Source organism: Methylobacterium brachythecii (assembly GCF_014196345.1).
GTDB classification, from domain to species: Bacteria; Pseudomonadota; Alphaproteobacteria; order Rhizobiales; family Beijerinckiaceae; genus Methylobacterium; species Methylobacterium brachythecii.
The window spans coordinates 446917-465748 of record NZ_JACIDN010000005.1 but is presented as its reverse complement, the minus strand read 5'-3'; the positions used below and the strand labels follow the sequence as shown (position 1 = coordinate 465748).

Genomic DNA, 18832 nt, shown 5'->3' with positions numbered 1-18832 from the left:
AGAAACAACGACAAGATCTTGGAGGAACCCATGAGCGACGCCGACAGCGAGAAAGCGACCCGCGACCGCATCTTCAAACAGGCCTTCGTCAGGCTGATGCCGCTGCTCTTCATCGGCTACGTCATGGCCTATATCGACCGCATCAACGTCGGCTTCGCCGCGTTGAAGATGAACGCCGAGCTCGGCATCGGCCCTGCGGTGTTCGGCTTCGGGGCCGGCGTGTTCTTCATCGGCTACTTCTTCGCGGAAGTGCCGAGCAACCTGATCATGGAAAAGGTCGGCGCGCGTCGCTGGATCGCGCGCATCATGATCACCTGGGGCCTGATCTCGGCCGCGATGATCTTCGTGCAGGGCGAGAAGAGCTTCCTCGCCATGCGCCTGCTGCTCGGCGCGGCCGAGGCCGGCTTCTATCCCGGCGTCATCCTCTACATGACCTACTGGTTCCCGAAGGAGTACCGCGCCCGGATGTTCGGCGCCTTCTCCGTCGCGATCCCGGTCTCGCTGGCGATCGGCGCACCGCTCTCCACCGCGATCCTGCACCTGGACGGCCTGCTGGGTCTGAAGGGCTGGCAGTGGCTGTTCATCCTCGAGGGCCTGCCCACCAGCCTGTTCGGCATCATGTTCCTGTTCATGATCCCGGACCGTCCGAAGGACGCGAAATGGCTCGCCCCGGCCGACCGGGACAAGCTACAATCGATCCTCGACGAGGAGCAGCGCGGCGTGGCGGCGACCCATGGCAGCAGCCTCAAGACCGCCTTCACCGATCCGCGCATGGCGGCCCTGTCGTTCATCTACTTCGCCAATACGGGCGCCAATCTGGGCCTGGCCTTCTTCCTCCCGCAGATCCTCAAGAGCACCGGCCTCTCGGACATGCAGTCCGGCCTGATGACGGCGGTGCCCTACGTGTTCGGCACGATCGGCGGCCTAGTCTTCGGCTACGTCTCCGATACCTACAACGACCGGCGTCTGACCCTCGTTACGGCGCTCGTCTTCACCGCGCTCGGCATGGTCGGGGCCGGCTACCTGACGGGATCGCTCTGGGCGGTTGCCTTCATGTCGCTCGCAGCCGTCGGGCTCTACGGCGCCAAGGCGCCGTTCTGGGCGCTGCCCTCGCTATTCCTGACCGGCAGCGCGGCGGCCGCCGGCATCGCGGTCATCAACTGCATCGGCAATCTCGGCGGCTTCGTCGCGCCCTCGATCGTCGGCTGGGTTCGCGAGGCGACCGGAAGCTTCCAGGCCGGCCTCTACTTCCTCGGAGGCCTGGCGCTGAGCGGGGCCATCGTGACGATCCTCGTGGTCAACCAGCGCTTCGCCGAGGCTCGCGAGCCGCGAGTCGCCCTGAGCAAGCAGAGCGCCTGAGCCCGCCTCGCGAGGGCGCGTCCGAGCGCCCTCGCTTTCCTTCACGCGCAACGAGACCCACCTCATGAGTACGGGACTTCGTAAGGGCCTGACGAGCTACGGGGATGCGGGCTTCTCGCTGTTCCTGCGCAAGGCCTTCATCAAGGCTGCCGGCTATTCGGACGATGCCCTCGACCGGCCGATCGTCGGCATCACCGACACCTCCAGCGACTACAATCCGTGCCACGGCAACGTGCCGACGCTGATCGAGGCGGCCATGCGCGGCGTCATGCTCGCCGGCGGCCTGCCGATGGTGTTTCCGACCATCTCGATCCACGAGAGCTTCGCCCACCCGACCTCGATGTTCCTGCGCAACCTCATGGCCATGGACACCGAGGAGATGATCCGCGCCCAGCCGATGGATGCGGTCATCGTCATCGGTGGCTGCGACAAGAACCTGCCGGCCCAGATCATGGCGGCTGCGAGTGCCGATCGCCCGACCATCGTGATACCCACCGGTCCGATGGTGGTCGGCCATCACCGCGGCGAGGTTTTGGGCGCATGCACGGATTGCCGCCGGCTCTGGAGCTCGCACCGCGCCGGGGAGATCGACGAAGCCGAGATCGAGGTGGTCAACGGCCGGCTCGCCCCCTCCGTCGGCACCTGCATGGTGATGGGCACCGCCAGCACCATGGCCTGCATCACCGAGGCGATGGGCCTGGCCCTGCCGATGAGTGGCACCATTCCCGCGCCCCATGCCGAGCGCGTTCGCCTCGCCGAGGCCAGCGGCCGGCGCGCCGCCGAGATGGCCGTGTCCGGCGGCCCGCGCCCGAGCGAACTGCTGACGCCGGGCGCCTTCCGCAACGCGCTCACCGTGCTCCAGGCCATCGGCGGCTCGACCAACGGGCTGATCCATCTCACCGCCATCGCCAACCGCACGCCGCACCGGATCGACCTCGACGCCTTCGACAGGCTCGGCCGCCAGGTTCCGGTGCTGATCGACTTGAAGCCGTCGGGCCAGCACTACATGGAGCATTTCCATCACGCCGGCGGCATGCCGCAGTTGATGAAGCGCCTCGGCGACCTAATCGATCTCGACCAGCCCACCGTGGCGGGTGGGACGCTGCGGGACGTCGTGGGACAGGCCGAAGATGTCCCAGGCCAGACGGTGATCCGCTCGGCCGAGGATCCGATCAAGCCGGTGGGCGCCATGGCGATCCTGCGCGGCAACCTCGCTCCGCGCGGGGCGGTGATCAAGCACAGTGCGGCGAGCCCCGCCCTGCTGCAGCACGAGGGCCGCGCGGTGGTCTTCACTTCGATCCCCGACATGGCCGCGCGCGTCGACGACCCGGATCTCGACGTGACGCCCGACGACATCCTTGTCCTGCAGAATGCAGGCCCGAAGGGTGCCCCCGGCATGCCGGAGGCGGGCTACCTGCCGATCCCGAAGAAGATTTTGGCCACCGGCGTCAAGGACATGGTGCGGATCTCGGATGCCCGCATGTCGGGGACCGCCTTCGGCACCATCGTGCTGCACGTCACGCCCGAATCCGCCGATGGCGGCCCGCTCGGGCTCGTGCGCACCGGCGACCGCATCCGCCTCGACACGCCGGGGCGCCGGATCGACCTGCTCGTCGACGAGGCCGAACTCGAACGCCGCCGCGCCGAACAGGGCTCCGGCGCGACTCCTGCGACACCGGACTGGGCCGCGCGCGGATATGCCCGGCTCTATCACGACACCGTGCTGCAGGCGGATGAGGGCTGCGACTTCGCCTTCATGCGCCGCCCCGACCAGGCCTGACGGCTCAGATCAGGAGACCTCCATGGACGATGCCGATCTCATCCAGCGCCTGCGCGGCGTCACCACCGCCTCGCTGACGACGATCCTCCTCAAGAAGGGCCTGCGCCGGGTCTGGATGGCGGGAACGCGCCCCCTGACGCCCGGCACGCCGCGCGTCGTCGGCCGCGCCTTCACCATGCGCTTCGTGCCCGGACGCGAGGACGTCGCGACGCCGGCCTCCTGGTCCTCGCCGCGCTCCACGCGCGCCGCCATCGAGGCGATGCCGGAGGGCTGCGTCGCCGTGATCGATGCTCGCGGCATCCGCGAGGCGGGCGTCTACGGCGACATCCTCTGCGCGCGCATGCACAAGCGCGGCGTCGCGGCCCTCGTCACCGACGGCGTCGTGCGCGACGCGCAGGGCGTGGTCGACAGCAAGCTGCCGGTCTGGTGCGACGGCATCGCCGCGCCGCCCTCCGTCGCCTCGCTCCACTTCGTCGGCTGGCAGGAGCCGATCGGCTGCGGTGGCGTGGCGGTCTTCCCCGACGACATCATCGTCGCCGATGGCGACGGCGCAGTGGTGATCCCAGCGGCGCTTGCTGCGGAAGTCGCCGACCTCGCCGTCGAGCAGGAGCGCTTGGAGGCCTGGATCATGCGCGAGGTCGAGAAGGGCGTAGCGCTGCCAGGCCTCTATCCGCCCAACGACGAGACCCGCGCGCGCTACGAGCGCGAGAAGGGCTGAGGCGGAGCTCCCGCCGCAAGACGCACGAACTGCAGACAACGAGGATGTGAGATGGATCTCGGATTACGCGGCAAGACCGCCCTGGTTCTCGGTGCGGGCGGTGGCCTCGGCCGCGCCATCGCCGTCGCGCTGGCGGCGGAGGGGGCGCGGCTCGCACTCGGCGACATCGATCAGGCCTCCCTCGACGCGACCCTGAAGGACGTCGAGACAGCCGGCGCCGAGGGCGTCACCCTGCCATGGGACCTCGCCGACCTTTCGCAGATCGAAACCCACGTCTCCGCCATCGAGAAGCGCTTCGGCACCGTGGACGTGCTCGTGAACAATACCGGCGGGCCGCCGCCGACCCCCGCCTCCGGCCAGCCCACCGAGCTCTGGAGCAAGCATTTCCAGGCGATGGTGCTTTCGGTGATCGCGCTGACCGACCGCGTTCTGCCGGGCATGCGCGAGAAGAAGTGGGGCCGGATCATCACCAGCACGTCCTCGGGCGTGGTCGCTCCAATCCCGAACCTCGCCGTCTCGAACGCGCTGCGCCTGTCGCTCGTCGGCTGGTCCAAGACGCTCGCGCGCGAGGTCGGCCGCGACGGCATCACCGCGAACATCGTTCTGCCCGGGCGCATCGCGACGAAGCGTATCGTCGCCCTCGACGAAGCCAAGGCCAAGCGCGAGGGCCGCAGCGTCGAGGAGGTGCAGACCGAGAGCACCGGCTCGATCCCGCTCGGCCGCTACGGCGATCCGGAGGAATACGGGAGCACCGTCGCCTTCCTGGCGAGCGCCCGCGCCTCCTACCTCACCGGCTCGGTGATCCGCGTCGATGGCGGCCTCATCCCCAGCATCTGAGCGGAGGACATCACCCATGCCAGCCCTGACCAGCGACATCCGAGGCGTCGTGCCGATCGCGCCGACGCCTTTCCTCGACGACGGCCGCGTCGACGAGGCCTCCCTCGACCGCATGACCGACTTCTTCGTCGGCGCAGAAGTCGACGGCATCACCATTCTCGGGCAGCTCGGCGAGGCGCCGAAGCTCGACCATGCCGAGGGCGTCGCCATCGCGCGCCGCGTCATCGGCCGCACTAGTCTGCCGGTCGTGGTCGGAGTGTCGGCGCCGGGCTTCGCCGCCATGCGCTCGCTTGCCCGGGAGGTGATGGAGATCGGCGCGGCCGGCGTCATGATCGCGCCGCCGAACACGCTGCGCACCGACGACCAGATCGTCGGCTATTACCGCAACGCGGTGGAGGCGATCGGCCCGGACGTGCCGTTCATCCTCCAGGATTACCCGCTGACCTTCTCGGTGCAGATGACACCGGCCGTGATCCGCCGGATCGTCAGCGAGAACGAGTCGTGCGTGATGCTCAAGCACGAGGATTGGCCGGGGCTCGAAAAGATCACGGCCCTGCGCGGCTTCGAGCGCGACGGCTCGATGCGCCACATCGCGATCCTCGTCGGCAATGGCGGCCTCTTCCTCGATTTCGAGGTCGAGCGCGGTGCCGACGGCGCCAATACCGGCTACGCCTTTCCGGAGATGCTGGTGGATGTGGTCAAGCTCAACGCGGCCGGCCGCCGCGACGAAGCGCACGATCTGTTCGACGCGCATCTGCCCTATCTGCGCTACGAGCAGCAGCAGGGTCCGCTGGGCTTGGCGGTCCGCAAATACGTCTTCAAGCGGCGCGGCATCTTCACATCGGACGCCCAGCGAAAGCCGTCGATGGGGCTCACCGCGCAGGCGAAAGCGGAGGTCGATTACCTGCTGTCGCGCATCGCGCGAGTGGACCCGCGGGCACGTTTGCCAGCCTGAGCCGCCATGCCGACGATCCGATCCGCTTTACCGAAGCGGATCGGGCCCTCGAGGTCGACCTGAGCCTTAGTGGCGGAAGCCGCCGGCCTCGAAGACACGACGGTGATGGGCGAGCCATGCGGCGATCATCTCGGCGAAGAAGCCGTTGCCGGCCTTGCGCGAAGTCGGGACGGAGGCAGCCTGGAGTGCAGCAGCAACGTTCATGGCAATGCGATTCACGTGAGGCGGCGAGGCCGCCGGTTGCGACGCAACATAAAATGAGCTCGATCTTGCGCTGCAGCAATCGGGTTGTCGGCGTCGCTCGTATGCGTGGCGAACATGGCTTTGTGATCGATCGTTTAACGATTGCCTTCGGCTGGCATGGCTCGATCGTTGCCGGGTGCCGCCAGCCGGGCGATGCGGCCGCCAAACCGCTCAACCCGGGTCGGCACCGAGCCGTCGGGAGATCGCGTCGGCCGATTGCCGCAGTTCGGTTCCGAGCCGGCCGAGCACGTCGGGCAGCGCCTCGCTCTCCATCAAGCTGATGGCGACGCCGCCGATCGGCTTACCTGAATGGTCCCGGATCGCCGCGCCGAGGCAGATCATCCCCTCGCGGATCTGACCGTTGTCGATGGAGTAGCCGCGCTCCCGGATCTCCGCGAATTCGGTCCGAAGCTCAGTGAGGCTGCGGACGCTCGCCCGCGTCATGGGTTTTGGCCAACCCTGTTCGAGGAGCCGTTCGAGCTGTGGGTCAGGCCATGCCTCGAGCTGAGCCTTGCCCGTCGCGGTGAAGACGGCCGGCAGGCGCATCCCGATCCGGAAGGTGAAGCCGAGCGGCTTATCGCTGTTGTGGCAGCCGAGATAGACGACCTCGCGGCCGTCCAGCACCGTGAGGGTGACCGTATGCTCGGCGCGGTCCGCCTTTTCCATGAAGTGACGCTGGAATTCCGCGACGATGTCCTGTCGCGCGAGGAATCCGTTCGCCCAGCGCATTGGGTGAGGTCCGAGGCGGAATGCTCCCTCGTTCGATCGCGCGAGAAGCCCGAGATCGACCATCGCCGAGAGCAGGCCGTGAGCTGTGCTCTTCGGGATGCCGATCGCCCGGGCGAGGTCCGCCGCACTCGGCTCGGTCTCGGTCGTACAGACCAAGTCGAGGATCCGAACGGCCCGACGGAGCGCGGGCACGCTCTCGCCACCGGATCGGTGTGCGTCGTCGTCCATGGATCGCGTTGACCTCTCAATGAGCGAAGGATAAGTTCAATTAGCAAAATATAGTTCAGCTAATTGAACAAGACAAGCGAGTTCAGGAGATGGCGTTGGACCTGACTGCACCCGGCCTGCTGCGTGAAGCCTGTCTCGTCGACGGGCAATGGTACGCCCCGGAAGGCCGCGACACGATCGTCGTGACCAGTCCCGCTGACGGCTCGGTCGTCGCGCGTGTCCCTTCGCTGGCGAGCGAGGATATCGAGATGGCCGTCGATGCGGCCGAGCGGGCCTTCAGGATCTGGTCGAAGACCGCCGCGAGCGAGCGATCCGCGAAGCTTCGCTCCTGGCGCGATCTGATCGTCGCGAACGCCGACGACCTCGCAGCGATCATGACCGCCGAGCAGGGCAAGCCCCTGGCCGAGGCCCGTGGGGAGGTCATCTACGCGGCCTCTTTCATCGAATGGTTCGCCGAGGAGGCCAAGCGGGTCTACGGGGACATCATCCCCGCGCCGCAGGCCGACAAGCGCATCCTGGTTCTGAAGCAGCCCGTCGGCGTCTGCGCCGCCATCACGCCCTGGAATTTCCCCGCAGCGATGATCACCCGAAAGGGGGGGGCCGCTCTCGCTGCCGGCTGCACCATCATCGTCAAACCGGCCGACCAGACGCCGCTGACGGCATTGGCGATCGCGGATCTCGCGGTGCAGGCGGGGATCCCCGCCGGCGTTCTCCAGGTGGTCACGGGGCCGGCCGAGGTCGTCGGTGGCGTCCTGACCGCGAGCGATCGGGTTCGCAAGCTATCCTTCACCGGCTCGACGAAGGTCGGGCGGCTGCTGATGGCGCAATGTGCGCCCACCATCAAACGCCTGTCGCTCGAACTCGGCGGCAACGCGCCCTTCATCGTCTTCGACGACGCCGATCTCGACGCGGCGGTCGAGGGGGCCATCGCGTCCAAATTTCGGAATGCCGGCCAGACCTGCGTCTGCGCGAACCGGCTCTACGTCCAGTCGGGGGTCTACGACGCTTTTGCCCGCAAGCTCGCGGACCGCGTCGCCGGCCTGACGGTCGGACCGGGCACCCGGGAAGGTGTGCTGATCGGGCCGCTGATCGACGAGGCCGCGATCCGCAAGGTCGAGGACCATGTCGCCGATGCGCTTGCCGAAGGGGCCGAATCTCTCGTCGGAGGCCGTCGCAGCGGCGCGGGCAGCCTGTTCTTCGAGCCGACCGTCCTCGTCGGCGTCACGCAATCCATGCGGATCGCGCGCGAAGAAACCTTCGGCCCGGTCGCTCCGCTCTTCCGGTTCGAGACCGAAGAGGAGGTCGTGCGGCTAGCGAACGACACCGAATTCGGCCTCGCCTCGTATTTCTACACCGAGAACGGCCGCCGGGCCTGGCGCGTCGCGGAAGCGCTCGAATACGGGATCGTTGGCCACAACACCGGGGTCATCTCCAACGAAGTCGCGCCCTTCGGCGGCATGAAGCAGTCGGGAATGGGACGCGAAGGCTCCAAATACGGCATCGAAGAATATATCGAGACGAAATACTGGTGCTCGGCCGTCGGCTGATCACCGCTCGTCTTCGGATCGCTCTTGGCATCGGCCGGACGCTCGATCCTTCGGATATCCGCCAGCATCGCTCATCGCCACGGCACGGAGTGGACCGGCCGGCGGCTTGCGTAGTGGGTGCATGTATCGCGAGTCGACGTCAGCAAAGCCGCCGGAGACGAATCGAACTTACACACCGTCATGTCAGGCGGCGCGCACAGTGTACCGGAGTTCGCACTTCTGTGTGGAAATGGCGCGCCCGAAAGGATTCGGCGCGCATATGTTCAAAAGATTGAATTTGCAGAGCTTTTTCGTCGACCGCGTAGCACGATTGTAGCACTTTTTCGTAGCGCGAAGCTAGCTACGAACTTAATCTCGAGCAAGCAAAGCGGCGAATATTTTGGCGACAGCGAGGATCAGGTTGAGTTGAGGCGGATGCAAGTTCTGGCGTCGCGAAAGCCGGAATGCCCACGGAGGACGGCGTTCACTTAAAGCATGACGGAACACTTCACTGTAGTCGTGCCCGGCATCGGCCAGCACCCACCCAAAGCGCGCGCCGGCAGCCGAGACTCGGTTGATCTCCTGAATTGCAATCTCCGGCTTTGTCGATGCGCCTTGCCGGTTTGTGGGAATTTCTGCTGGGATCATCTCCTCGGCATCAGAGGTCCAGTCTCGGGAAGAAAGTAAGCAGGCCAACAGTAATGGGTACCTCACGGCACACCTACAATATCTAGACCAACGACTAACAATTGGATGACTTTCTGAGCGCGAACGTGTATTGCGCCGCCGACCCCAGTTTATGTCTGGAGCCAGAGGGCTGCCGCCGCGAGCAATTTGGTCTTTGATGCATCGCGAGGCGCTAGTGAATGCAACGTGACGTATCTTGCGGACGCAAGCGCCAAGAAACCGCATGGACGGCGGCTTTGCGTTGAAAAAGGAGCGCGCTTCACAAGTAGAACTTCGCCTATAAAAAATTTATTGATTATTTTTTTAATCAGATTTGTTGAATGCGTGACGGGTGTTTTTCACCCGCCACGATCTATCTTTACTGGCCGATACCTTTTGCCAATCCTGCCAAAGTGAATAGATCCACAGAAAGCTTTGTTCCGATGACAAAGGCATTAGGAATTGATTTTGCACGGAATGGGTATCGGGTCTGGTCGGGATTTACTATGTACTGGAGGTTAGGCGTAATTCTTATGGCTGGAGTAAGCTGAATACCATAATTGACTTCGAGCATGTACTGCGTCGTTGCAACATCCGCGCTGTCCAGGCCGAGCGACGTACGGGCAGCGCGAACATCGGCCAAGCCGAGCGAGGAAAACTTTTGCAGTGAGAACATTGCCGCGACAGTATCGTAGGGTCTGGCGTCGAACGTGCCGGTCTGGACCAAGCCGGCGGCGAGATAGTAGTCCTCAATTTGTCGCCCGCCCGTACCCTTCATAGCCAAGCCGAAAACCGTGAGACCTTGAGGTGCGGTAAGATCGGGCCGCCAGATCATCTGATCGAAGCGTGCAAATATGAAAGAGCGTCCAAATCGGGTCAGCGGATCCAATCCGCTGAACAGCGTGCGGCTGCCGGCCGTGTCCAGAATCGGGTCGGAATAATGCGACTGGTCGATCACAGCGCCGATCCCGTAGTTCCGAGGATAAGCATCATTCGCAAAGGTTGTGCTGTAGCCAAGTTCGATCGGCACATGGAATCCGGTCGCGCCCTTCGTCGACCAATCAATACCGTTGTCGGTTGGCAGCTGCGTGCGAGGATTGACCTCATATGCGCCCACGTGAAGGAAGTACTTGAAGTCGTCATCCAGCCAAAATTTAGCGTGTGCTCCCCAAGTAGAAACCGGAAAATAGGTGAAATTGCTATCCTTGAACACAAAAGTGGGCGATCCACAGATACCGTTATTTTGGAAATTACAGTATACGGGCGATGAAAAGAATGATCCTTGGGCGGGCAAGCGTCCAACTTCAACATCGAAATGATTATCGAACAGCTTTTGCTCGTAGCTGAGCAGGGACAGTCGAGCGGTCTGGCCGCCGCCGAAGACTTCCTGAACAGAAGTGTTGCTGCCGATATAATCGCTTGTTAGATCCCGGCCATGACGCTGGGTCACCACGACATGAGCCGAGCCGCCTTCGATGCCAGCGAGTTGCTCAAGATTGCCGTCTATTCCGAAGAAGATTTGGCCGGCATAGGCCGACCCCTGCCTGATACCACCCACAGGATTGCCGGCAACTTCGCCGGTATAATTCAGAAACATCGTGATGCCGTTTCCGAATTCCAATGTTCCCGGCCGCAAAGCTGATGCAGCGGCCGTCTGACCTTGGTTGCGAGCAATGCCAACGGCGGTAGTCGCCCCGGGAATTCCTTGAGAGGTCGGCGGCGCCTTCTTGAGTTTCGTGTAACGTCTCGGAGAAGGCTTACCGGCCGATGTGCCGCGTGACCGCGTTTGTGTTTCTTTTTCTCCGGTCGACCCGGTCGTTTCGTTGCCCTGAGCTGCGGCGCTCGCAATGGCGAAGCTCAGGAAAACACTCGTAATCAATGTCACGCGTAACGGCATAGCTCGCCCCTTTCTGATTTGAAATCCTGTTTTCATCGCATCCACGATGCATCTTCTTTGGACGCGATGTTGTATACAAACACGGATGCAATGAGCGTGCCAGTGGTAGGAATGTAACAGTGACTGTATATCTAAGCTTGTCCGAAGTGCTTGAATGAAGAAGCGAGACGCTTGAGGCCGCTCGCTGCCGGTGGTTCGCGAGAATTCGGCTTCGGCTGGAGGCGAATGACGGACCTGCGTCTATAGGGATGTCACCCAAATCAGGTCGGCGGCAGAACCGGCCGCTTCTCTACGACGCTTGCGAAGGGCCGGTCATAACTTCATCGGTCGCCGTGGCACTTCGACGGCCCAAAGAACAAGCACGCGGCGGAAAGCTTGGGCTTTGCTGCTTAGGATCGGCGCAGTCCAATCTGCCGGCGGTCCGCTATTTCAGACCTGTTATTTTAACAGTCGTTCCACGAAAGCTTCCGGGCTATCGCAAGGGCGCGCTGGTGCTGAAAAGGTTCAGTCTCCGGAACGTCGGCCGCTCAGCCACGTCAAGGCGCTCTCAATCTGAACGTCCGGCCTCAGGTCGTCGAGCTTCAGATCTCTTTCGATGTGATCGAGGTGGTGCAGCATCAGGTGCTCGGCACGGGCTCCGTCACCAGCTCGTATCGCGTCGACGATCCGGCGATGTTCGTCCTCGGGGCACGCATCCTCCCCCGACGCGTACAGAAGTATCGCCAGGCAGATCAGGGCCTGCAGCTCGGTCATGAGGCGAACCAGGATCGCGTTTTGCGTGTGCTGAACCAGAAGAAGGTGAAACTCGCCGGTAAGGCGAACCAGGCCGCCGCGGTCGTTCTGTTTCCGTGCCTTGTCTTCCGCCTCCAGGTGAGCCTGCAAATCGGCGAAGGACAAATCGGCCGCCCTGTCGGCGAGCGTCCGGACAACTTTCGGCTCGATCATGCGTCGCACATCGAGGATCTGCTTTGCTTCCTGCCGCGAGGGAGAGGCAATATGCGTCGCTCCGCTGGAATCCTTGATCAGGATTCCGTCTTGAGCGAGCCGTGCGATCACCTGCCGAATGATCGTCCTGCTTACTTCAAAGGTATCCGCGAGGGCGTCCTCGGTCAGCCGTGCGCCCGGCGGCATGCGCTGTTCGAAGATCGCCTGCAGAATGGATCGCCGGATGAGCTTTTCGGTCTGGCCTCTTATCCGTCCGACGCTCCCCATGACCCATTCGACTCCCGTATCCGCGCTAGGATCCGTCGAAGCCCTGCGTCGCGCAGTATCGTCGACGGAAATAGACGAGCGACTCCCCGGTCCGGTTGGTTGCAACGTCCAGGACGGAGCACACAAAAACGCTGTGCGTCCCAACCTCAATGACACGTTCGATCTCGCAATCGAACGAGGCGAGGGAGCCATGAAGCACTGGAGCACCCGTGGCAAGAGTGCTCCAACTCGCTCCGAGAAAGCGTTCCTCGCTTCTTGCCTGTGTCATCCCGGCGAAGACGGCTCCAAGGTCCTGTTGCTCGTGAGAGAGCGTGTTCACGCAAAGAACGCCGTTGGATTTGACACCCTCGTTTTGCGCACTGCTGCGGTTCATGCACACGATCAGCGTGGGAGGCTGGTCACTTACGCTGCAAACAGCCGTCGCGGTAAAGCCGAGCCGCCCTGCCGACCCGGCCGAGGTCACGACGTTCACCGCCGCCCCAAGGCACGACATCGCCTCGCGGAAAGAGAGGTCGGAGCCGGTCGTCGTCATGCTGCCTCCCTCACAGGATAGCCATGACGCGCAGCAAAGGCCTTCGCCACGTTCCAGTCGGTCAGCGCCGGAACAAGCGTTTCCGGATGCGGAAACGCGTAGTAGAAGGCGTCTCCAGCGTCATCGTTCGAACAGCATGTATCGAAGACCAGCTGCGCTGCAGGGCTAAGCTTTTGAAGGAACGTATTATTGAAGGCGCACTGGTTCTTGCCGTAAGTTGACCAGAGCATGTAGTTTACTTTCGTCATCCAAATTTCGTCGAACTTGGCATCTCCATGAGAGGTTATCTGATCGGCAATGAACTTGGCACTGCGATTGGCAAAATTTCCACCTTGGCCGCAGATCGGATCGAACGCGATCGCGGTGTCCCCGATGGGCATCACGAGTCCTCCCGATGGCAACCGACCGAAGGCCTGCCTGACAGTCGGCGGAAACCGGCCCGTCAGCCAGCCGTGGCGATCCTCTGAGACGTATTCCACGTCGTCGGCGAAATGACGCTCCCAAGGCGTATGCTCACGCATGATGTCCTTGGCGGCTTCGGTCACCGCTTCGCCGGAGGTCAGGCCGTTGAAGCGATCGAACTCGCCGCCGGGCTTCGCTTCGAACAGTAGGGCGTAGGTGTGCCCGGCCGTCTTGTGCATGTAGGGAACCCAGAAGAATTCGCCGGCATCGGCAAAGAAGTCGAATTTCGTGGGCACGTAGTCCCAGCGATCGGAAAACCATTCGCGAACGTGCCGACCGGACTTGCTGCGGACGATCGCCATGGCGAGGTTGCGTTGCGGCTTGTCGAATTCGCTTCGCGCCGGGTCCCTCGGGATGACTCTGGCGAGGTCAGCCTTGCCGGCCGCGAGAACGGTCACGTCGCCATCAAGCGCGATCTCGTCGAGCCGCTCGGGAGTAACGCTCTCAATGACCAGCTTCCCGGCTCGGCCTTCGAGGTCCTCAAGCCAACGATGAACGCGCATGCGCTGATCGATGCCGCAGCCCTCGCGGCCGTACTCGAAACGTCCTTTCATCACTTTCGAGCTGTGGCCGCCGACATGCTCGGCACGATCGAAGAGGACGCCATGCCCCCGGAACATGTCATGAGACCAGTAGTCCATTCCGAGCTCACGCTCGATGTCGATGACTTCGCCCCAAAGGTAGGCCGTTCCCGTCGGCGCCGAATGATTGAGCCACTGATCCGGGGAGCGGTCTGAATACAGCGTCACCTGATGGCCGTCGCGCAGCAACGCATAGGCCATTACGCAGCCGGCAGGCCCCGCGCCGATGATGTTGACTTTTGCCATGTATCTACCTCCTCAGAGTGTCAAAAGTTACTAAGATCCTCGACCTTTGTACTCGCCGAAAGCGGTGCAAATGATGATAGCCCCAAGAATCATTTGCTGGATGTAGCCATCAATCCGCGACAAGTTCATCCCATTCGACAGAATGGTTATGAAGACCGCTCCGAAGACTGGAGTGAAGGCGCTGCCGCTTCCCCCGCGGAGCGATGCCCCACCGACGACGGCGGCAGCGATGCTCTCGAGCATGAGGTTGCCGCCCAGATTGGGCTCGCCCGAGCCTGTCCGAGCGGTCAGCAGGATTGCGCCGCATGCAGCCAGGGCCGAGCACAGCGCATAGGCCAGCAGAAGGTAGGACGTCACCGGAATGCCGGCGACGAAGGCGGCCTGCGGATTCGCGCCGAGGATATAGCTCGAGCGGCCGATCTTCATTTGGGTCAACACCACATGGATCAGACCGACCAGAACGAAGGCCGCCACTACAGGAACCGGAATGCCCAATATCGAACCCTGATAGAAAGTCGCGTTCAGGCCGTCCGGCAGGTTGAAGATCTGAAATCCGTTCGAGATCGAGGACGCGAGACCAAGGCAGATATTCATCGTCGCCAAGGTCACGATGAACGGATTGAGCCGGAATACGGCGACGAAGACGCCATTGATCAGCCCGACGACGAGGCCGATGGCAATTCCGGTAATCACGCCGCTCGAGATCGCCATGGCCGGCGAGAAACCCAGGCCGAGCGCGTGACTCATCGCCATGCTGCTGGCGACGCTGATCAGGGAAACGGTCGATCCGATGGAGAGATCGAAGCCTCGAACGATCATTACGTAGGTTTGCGCCAAGGCAAAAATGATCAGATAGCTGGATTGGATCGCTACATTGCTGATGTTGCCGGTCGACAGAAAATTCGACTGGGTGACGGAAAACAACGCGACGAGCATCAAGACAAGCAGTGCGGGCGTCTTGCCTTGGCCTGGTTTGAAAATGTTGCGACTGCGCGCGGCAAGCTCAAGCATTCCCGCCTCCCGACTGCTTGGAGCGGTCCATCATGGCGGCGCCGAGAAGGACGATGCCGAAGACGATGGTCTGCAATTTGCTGTCTATGCGAACGAGGTTCATGGCGTTGGCAAAGATCGTCAGCAGGATGGCCGAGAGAAATACGCGTTCGACGCGACCGACGCCGCCTCTGAGGGAGACGCCGGCGATCACGCAGACCGCAATGCTGTGCAGCATGTATTCGGAGCCGAGATTGGCTTGTCCCGCACCGATCCGTGCGGTGATGAGGAGCCCCGCCAACCCTGCAAGGAACGAGCAGGCTACGTAAGCCGAAATGATCGTGCGATTGACCGGAATGCCGGAAAGGTTCGCGGCATGCGCATTTCCGCCGACGGCGTACAGGTATCGCCCGATCCGCGTCCGTTGCTGAACGATCAGGATCGCCGCGACCAGGAACAGCGCGAAATGGACGCTGCAGGGCAAGCCGAACAGCATGCCCCGTCCGAGGGTGTTGGTGAATGAAGCGGGTAGACCGTAGATCGGGATGCCGGCCGTCACGTAATAGGCCACGCCTCCGACGACGGAGAACATGCCCAGGGTGACGATGAAGGCCGATGCGCGGCCCTTGACGATGAAGAGGCCGTTGAGAAGCCCGATCATCGCGGCAACGCCCATCGCGGACAGGCAGGCGACGGCGATGGCGAAGGCATCGTTGCCCGGCCACCATATGACGGCGTGGTTCATCATGCTGGCGGCCGTGACGCTGCTGATGGCCACGACGACCCCGACCGACAGGTCCAGACCGCCAAGGAGCATGACGAGCATCTGCCCGAGGCCGACGATCGTCAGAAAGGAAATGTTGCGCGACAGGTTGAGGAGATTGAGTTGGTTCAGGAAGCGCGGCTCAAGCAGCGCAAGGGCCAACAGGGTCGCGACGAGTATGGCCGGTAGCGCGATCGCACGATAGCTGATGCGAAATGCTCCCGGCCGGACGGTCGGCGGCGAGCCTTGAATGATGTTTGTGTTCACGGTCATCGTCTCCTTATTCCGCCGCCGCCTTGAGAACCGGTCCGTCGGCGAAAAAGAGGGAGAGCGCCTCGTTTTCGTTCAGCCTCGCGCCTTCGAGCTCCCCTACGATGCGACCTCCCTTGAAGACGATCATGCGATGGGAGAGATGCAGCAGTTCGGTCAGATCGGACGACACGAGAAGGACAGCATGTCCCGCTTCGACCAGATTTCCGATCGTCTTGTAGACATCGAGTTTCGCGCCGACATCGATGCCGACGGTCGGCTCGTCGAACAGAAAGATTTCGGTGGGACGCACCAGTCCCCGCGCCAGCATGACCTTCTGCCGGTTGCCGCCGGACAGGCTCGAAACGCGTTCGCCTCCCTGCCGTGGTTTGATGGTCAGTTGCTCGATGATGCGGTCGACCATACGACGCTCGCTGGCCTTCCTCAGGAAAGGGCCTCGTGACAGCGTTTCGGTCGAAATTGCCGTAACCGAAGAGTTCTCGATGATGTTGCGCGGGAGGGCCAATCCTTCGGCATTTCGATCGGCCGGAAAATAGCAGACCTTTCGCGCCAGCATGTCGGCCGGCGTCGGGTTGTCGATCGTTTGTCCGTCTATGATGATGTCGCCCGCCAATAGGGGTTCCAGGCCGAACAGAGCCCGGACGAATTCGGATTTGCCGCAGCCGACCAGGCCGCCGACGCCGACGATCTCGCCTGCACGCAGCGTTATGCTTGCATCGCGCACATCGCCTTGGGCGATGCTCAGGTTGTGGGCCGACAGGCGAACGCGGCCTGGTCTGCAAGGCACGTTCGGGAACAACTGGTCCATCTGCCTGCCGACCATGAGGGCGACAAGTTCGTCGTCGGACACGCGGGACGCATCGACGGTGGCGATCTTCCGGCCGTCGCGCAGAACGGTGATGCGATCGGCAAGGGCCCGGATCTCCGGCATCCGGTGCGAAACGTAGATGATACCGACCCCAGCCGCCTTCAGACGCGCGATGTTCCTGAAGAGGATCTCCGTCTCGGCCTCCGTCAATGAGGCCGTCGGCTCGTCCAGGATCAATACGCGAGGCTCGATCAGGAGAGCCTTGGCGATCTCGACCATCTGTTGTTCGGCGCGTGAAAGATCTCCGACGATCCGCGTCGTATCGATGGAAAAATCGAGTGCCTTCAGGATCCTGCGAGCGCCCGCATCGATTTTAAGGCCGTCGATGAACCCGTATCGCGCCGGTTCACGGCCCAGGAAGATATTCTCTGCAACCGTCAGCTGGGGCACCAGGCTGAACTCCTGGAACACCGCCGATATCCCGAGGTGGCGCGCAACGGCCGGCGTCGAGTGATGGATCTGCTCTCCGTTGAAATAGAGCTCGCCCTTCGTCGCTCCGAAAGTGCCGGCCATGAGATTGATGAGCGTGGATTTGCCGGCGCCGTTCTCGCCGAAAAGCACGTGCACCTCGCCGGACTTGAGATCGAAGTCGACGTCCTGGAGTGCGATCGTCGCATCGAATCGTTTTCCGATCGAACGCGTTTCCAGAATGCAGGTCGATGGCACGGTGCTCATTTGCCCAATCCAGTCCGTGTCTGTTCGCGGCACTCGCATGGAATGCCGCAAATAGTGTTCGGTGTTTTGTCGAATCAATTCACCGAGTAGGATGGGCTCCAGCTTTCCGGTGCGAAGATGTTGTCGAGATTTGCTTTTGAAATATTATCCCTGGTGACCATAATCGGCACGATATTGGGCGACTTCATATAGGACTTGCCTTCGAGGATGCGCACTGCAATGTCGATAGCGATGCGTGCCTCTAGAACCGGCGCGATGGTCGGGAAGCCTTTGATTTCGCCGCTTCTGAGAAAGCCGAGCATGGCTTGGTTCTCATATGACGGCAGAAGATCGATCTTGCCCTGCTTGCCTGCATCGGCAACCGCGCCAACAGCGGCTTCGATGGCCGGCGGCGCGCCCCAGATCACACCGATATCGGGATCGGTTTGGAGTGAGTCCTCCACGAGCCTGAGCTGGACTGCTACTCCGGTGTCGCCCCACTTGATGTCCGAAATCTTCGCCGGGGTGCCCTTCAGCTTTTCGTCGAAGCCCTTGAGGAAGGATTCCGGCCAACCGGCCCCCTGGGGACCCGGGAAGACCGCGACCTTGACCGCTTTACCCGCGTGGCTGTCGAGGAGATAGCCGGCGGCGAGAGAGCCCAAGGTCGGATAATCCACCGACACCTTCGCGGTGACGGGCGCGTCAGCGACCGGATTGATCAGGGCGATCTGAGGGATCTGCTTGGATAGACCTTCCTGGAACTTCTTCGCCAGCCCCGCCTCGGAGATCGCCCCGGTGATGATGGCATCGGACTTCGATGCAACACAGTCGTCGAACTGAGACAGTTGCTTTGGAAGGTTCTCGTAGCCGCCTGCCTGGAACAACGTAACCTTGACGCCCAGGCGCTTCGCCTCTTCGACGATGCCGTAGTTGGCGGCGACCCAGAGACTATCCTTCAGATGGGGGAATAGAACGCAGATGTTCCATTTCTTTTCTGCTTTCGGCAGCGGCACATAGTCCGTTTCGATGGGCGTGCCGTCCGAAAGATCGTATGTTTTGGCCGGCCACCACGGCGCGGCCTCGCCATTCATCGGACACAGCGCCGCAAGACTCAGCAACAGCGCGAGAAAGGACTGCTTGGGCGACACTGGCTTCTCCTCGGGCAAACGGCCCACTGGCCAAACAAAGGCGCCTGACGAGCGCCCGACTGTATCCAATGTTGGATACAGTCGTCTAGGCAATGATTGTGCCAGACCGATCTGCAGATCGGGCCACGGTGCTCTTCAGGTTCGGGTTCTGGTCTGGGGGTGATTACG

Annotated in this window: 17 protein-coding genes; 6 read left to right on the top strand and 11 right to left on the bottom strand. The window is 62.6% G+C overall.

The annotated features are described in order from the left end of the window. The first annotated feature begins 30 nt into the window (after nucleotides 1-30). The 5 genes from GGR33_RS15815 (at nucleotide 31) to GGR33_RS15795 (ending at nucleotide 5649) form a co-directional block, all read left to right on the top strand. A complete protein-coding gene (locus GGR33_RS15815; RefSeq protein WP_183506848.1) occupies nucleotides 31-1359 on the top strand; it encodes an MFS transporter in 1329 nt (442 codons plus the stop codon). 64 nt (nucleotides 1360-1423) lie between these two features. Then, nucleotides 1424-3139 (top strand): IlvD/Edd family dehydratase, encoded by a 1716-nt coding sequence (locus tag GGR33_RS15810; protein ID WP_183506846.1) that lies wholly within the window; start codon nucleotides 1424-1426, stop codon nucleotides 3137-3139. Nucleotides 3140-3161: 22 nt separating this feature from the next. Next, the gene (locus GGR33_RS15805) at nucleotides 3162-3857 is read left to right on the top strand and encodes a ribonuclease activity regulator RraA (protein WP_183506844.1); all 696 of its coding nucleotides are present in this window, start codon (nucleotides 3162-3164) and stop codon (nucleotides 3855-3857) included. Nucleotides 3858-3908: 51 nt separating this feature from the next. Continuing rightward, complete coding sequence (locus tag GGR33_RS15800) at nucleotides 3909-4694, top strand: SDR family oxidoreductase (RefSeq protein WP_183506842.1); 786 nt, start codon at nucleotides 3909-3911, stop codon at nucleotides 4692-4694. A 16-nt stretch (nucleotides 4695-4710) separates the two neighbouring features. Continuing rightward, nucleotides 4711-5649: a dihydrodipicolinate synthase family protein gene (locus GGR33_RS15795; protein ID WP_183506840.1), complete on the top strand. Its 939-nt coding sequence runs from the start codon at nucleotides 4711-4713 to the stop codon at nucleotides 5647-5649. 66 nt (nucleotides 5650-5715) lie between these two features. Here GGR33_RS15795 and GGR33_RS15790 read toward each other — a convergent pair whose 3' ends face one another. Further along, nucleotides 5716-5853: a hypothetical protein gene (locus tag GGR33_RS15790; protein WP_183506838.1), complete on the bottom strand. Its 138-nt coding sequence runs from the start codon at nucleotides 5851-5853 to the stop codon at nucleotides 5716-5718. Between the two features lie 210 nt (nucleotides 5854-6063). Beyond that, entirely contained in the window at nucleotides 6064-6849 is a 786-nt protein-coding gene (locus tag GGR33_RS15785) for an IclR family transcriptional regulator (RefSeq protein ID WP_183506836.1), read from the bottom strand. Between the two features lie 89 nt (nucleotides 6850-6938). Between GGR33_RS15785 and GGR33_RS15780 the strand changes: the two genes are divergently transcribed. Continuing rightward, on the top strand, nucleotides 6939-8396 hold the full coding sequence (locus tag GGR33_RS15780) for an NAD-dependent succinate-semialdehyde dehydrogenase (protein WP_183506834.1): 1458 nt from the start codon (nucleotides 6939-6941) through the stop codon (nucleotides 8394-8396). A gap of 348 nt (nucleotides 8397-8744) precedes the next feature. Here GGR33_RS15780 and GGR33_RS26270 read toward each other — a convergent pair whose 3' ends face one another. The 9 genes from GGR33_RS26270 to torT form a co-directional block, all read right to left on the bottom strand. Beyond that, on the bottom strand, nucleotides 8745-9287 hold the full coding sequence (locus GGR33_RS26270) for a transposase (protein ID WP_281381172.1): 543 nt from the start codon (nucleotides 9285-9287) through the stop codon (nucleotides 8745-8747). 133 nt (nucleotides 9288-9420) lie between these two features. Beyond that, nucleotides 9421-10974, bottom strand: a complete 1554-nt coding sequence (locus GGR33_RS15770) for a carbohydrate porin (RefSeq protein ID WP_246413194.1) — start codon at nucleotides 10972-10974, stop codon at nucleotides 9421-9423. 468 nt (nucleotides 10975-11442) lie between these two features. Beyond that, nucleotides 11443-12150 carry a GntR family transcriptional regulator gene (locus GGR33_RS15765; RefSeq protein WP_183506830.1) on the bottom strand — a complete coding sequence of 236 codons (708 nt, stop codon included), beginning with the start codon at nucleotides 12148-12150 and terminating at the stop codon, nucleotides 11443-11445. 25 nt (nucleotides 12151-12175) lie between these two features. Further along, nucleotides 12176-12682 carry a flavin reductase gene (locus GGR33_RS15760; protein WP_183506828.1) on the bottom strand — a complete coding sequence of 169 codons (507 nt, stop codon included), beginning with the start codon at nucleotides 12680-12682 and terminating at the stop codon, nucleotides 12176-12178. Continuing rightward, nucleotides 12679-13971, bottom strand: a complete 1293-nt coding sequence (locus tag GGR33_RS15755; protein WP_183506826.1) for a styrene monooxygenase/indole monooxygenase family protein — start codon at nucleotides 13969-13971, stop codon at nucleotides 12679-12681. Before GGR33_RS15755 ends, GGR33_RS15760 begins: the two co-directional genes overlap by 4 nt. A 30-nt stretch (nucleotides 13972-14001) precedes the next feature. Continuing rightward, nucleotides 14002-14982, bottom strand: coding sequence for an ABC transporter permease (locus GGR33_RS15750; protein WP_183506825.1), 981 nt, complete (start codon nucleotides 14980-14982; stop codon nucleotides 14002-14004). Continuing rightward, a complete protein-coding gene (locus GGR33_RS15745; protein ID WP_183506823.1) occupies nucleotides 14975-15997 on the bottom strand; it encodes an ABC transporter permease in 1023 nt (340 codons plus the stop codon). Before GGR33_RS15745 ends, GGR33_RS15750 begins: the two co-directional genes overlap by 8 nt. A gap of 7 nt (nucleotides 15998-16004) precedes the next feature. Further along, on the bottom strand, nucleotides 16005-17537 hold the full coding sequence (locus tag GGR33_RS15740; protein WP_183506821.1) for a sugar ABC transporter ATP-binding protein: 1533 nt from the start codon (nucleotides 17535-17537) through the stop codon (nucleotides 16005-16007). 74 nt (nucleotides 17538-17611) lie between these two features. Further along, a complete protein-coding gene (torT, locus tag GGR33_RS15735; protein WP_183506820.1) occupies nucleotides 17612-18664 on the bottom strand; it encodes a TMAO reductase system periplasmic protein TorT in 1053 nt (350 codons plus the stop codon). Nucleotides 18665-18832 lie beyond the last annotated feature (168 nt).

Coding starts and splice junctions, on each gene's coding strand:
- GGR33_RS26270 (WP_281381172.1), bottom strand. CDS start 9,287: ATGCGGTTTCTTGGCGCTTGCGTCCGCAAGATACGTCACGTTGCATTC.
- GGR33_RS15765 (WP_183506830.1), bottom strand. CDS start 12,150: ATGGGGAGCGTCGGACGGATAAGAGGCCAGACCGAAAAGCTCATCCGG.
- GGR33_RS15810 (WP_183506846.1), top strand. CDS start 1,424: ATGAGTACGGGACTTCGTAAGGGCCTGACGAGCTACGGGGATGCGGGC.
- GGR33_RS15795 (WP_183506840.1), top strand. CDS start 4,711: ATGCCAGCCCTGACCAGCGACATCCGAGGCGTCGTGCCGATCGCGCCG.
- GGR33_RS15790 (WP_183506838.1), bottom strand. CDS start 5,853: ATGAACGTTGCTGCTGCACTCCAGGCTGCCTCCGTCCCGACTTCGCGC.
- GGR33_RS15750 (WP_183506825.1), bottom strand. CDS start 14,982: ATGCTTGAGCTTGCCGCGCGCAGTCGCAACATTTTCAAACCAGGCCAA.
- GGR33_RS15740 (WP_183506821.1), bottom strand. CDS start 17,537: ATGAGCACCGTGCCATCGACCTGCATTCTGGAAACGCGTTCGATCGGA.
- GGR33_RS15780 (WP_183506834.1), top strand. CDS start 6,939: ATGGCGTTGGACCTGACTGCACCCGGCCTGCTGCGTGAAGCCTGTCTC.
- GGR33_RS15770 (WP_246413194.1), bottom strand. CDS start 10,974: ATGAAAACAGGATTTCAAATCAGAAAGGGGCGAGCTATGCCGTTACGC.
- GGR33_RS15760 (WP_183506828.1), bottom strand. CDS start 12,682: ATGACGACGACCGGCTCCGACCTCTCTTTCCGCGAGGCGATGTCGTGC.
- GGR33_RS15800 (WP_183506842.1), top strand. CDS start 3,909: ATGGATCTCGGATTACGCGGCAAGACCGCCCTGGTTCTCGGTGCGGGC.
- GGR33_RS15815 (WP_183506848.1), top strand. CDS start 31: ATGAGCGACGCCGACAGCGAGAAAGCGACCCGCGACCGCATCTTCAAA.
- GGR33_RS15805 (WP_183506844.1), top strand. CDS start 3,162: ATGGACGATGCCGATCTCATCCAGCGCCTGCGCGGCGTCACCACCGCC.
- GGR33_RS15755 (WP_183506826.1), bottom strand. CDS start 13,971: ATGGCAAAAGTCAACATCATCGGCGCGGGGCCTGCCGGCTGCGTAATG.
- GGR33_RS15785 (WP_183506836.1), bottom strand. CDS start 6,849: ATGGACGACGACGCACACCGATCCGGTGGCGAGAGCGTGCCCGCGCTC.
- GGR33_RS15745 (WP_183506823.1), bottom strand. CDS start 15,997: ATGACCGTGAACACAAACATCATTCAAGGCTCGCCGCCGACCGTCCGG.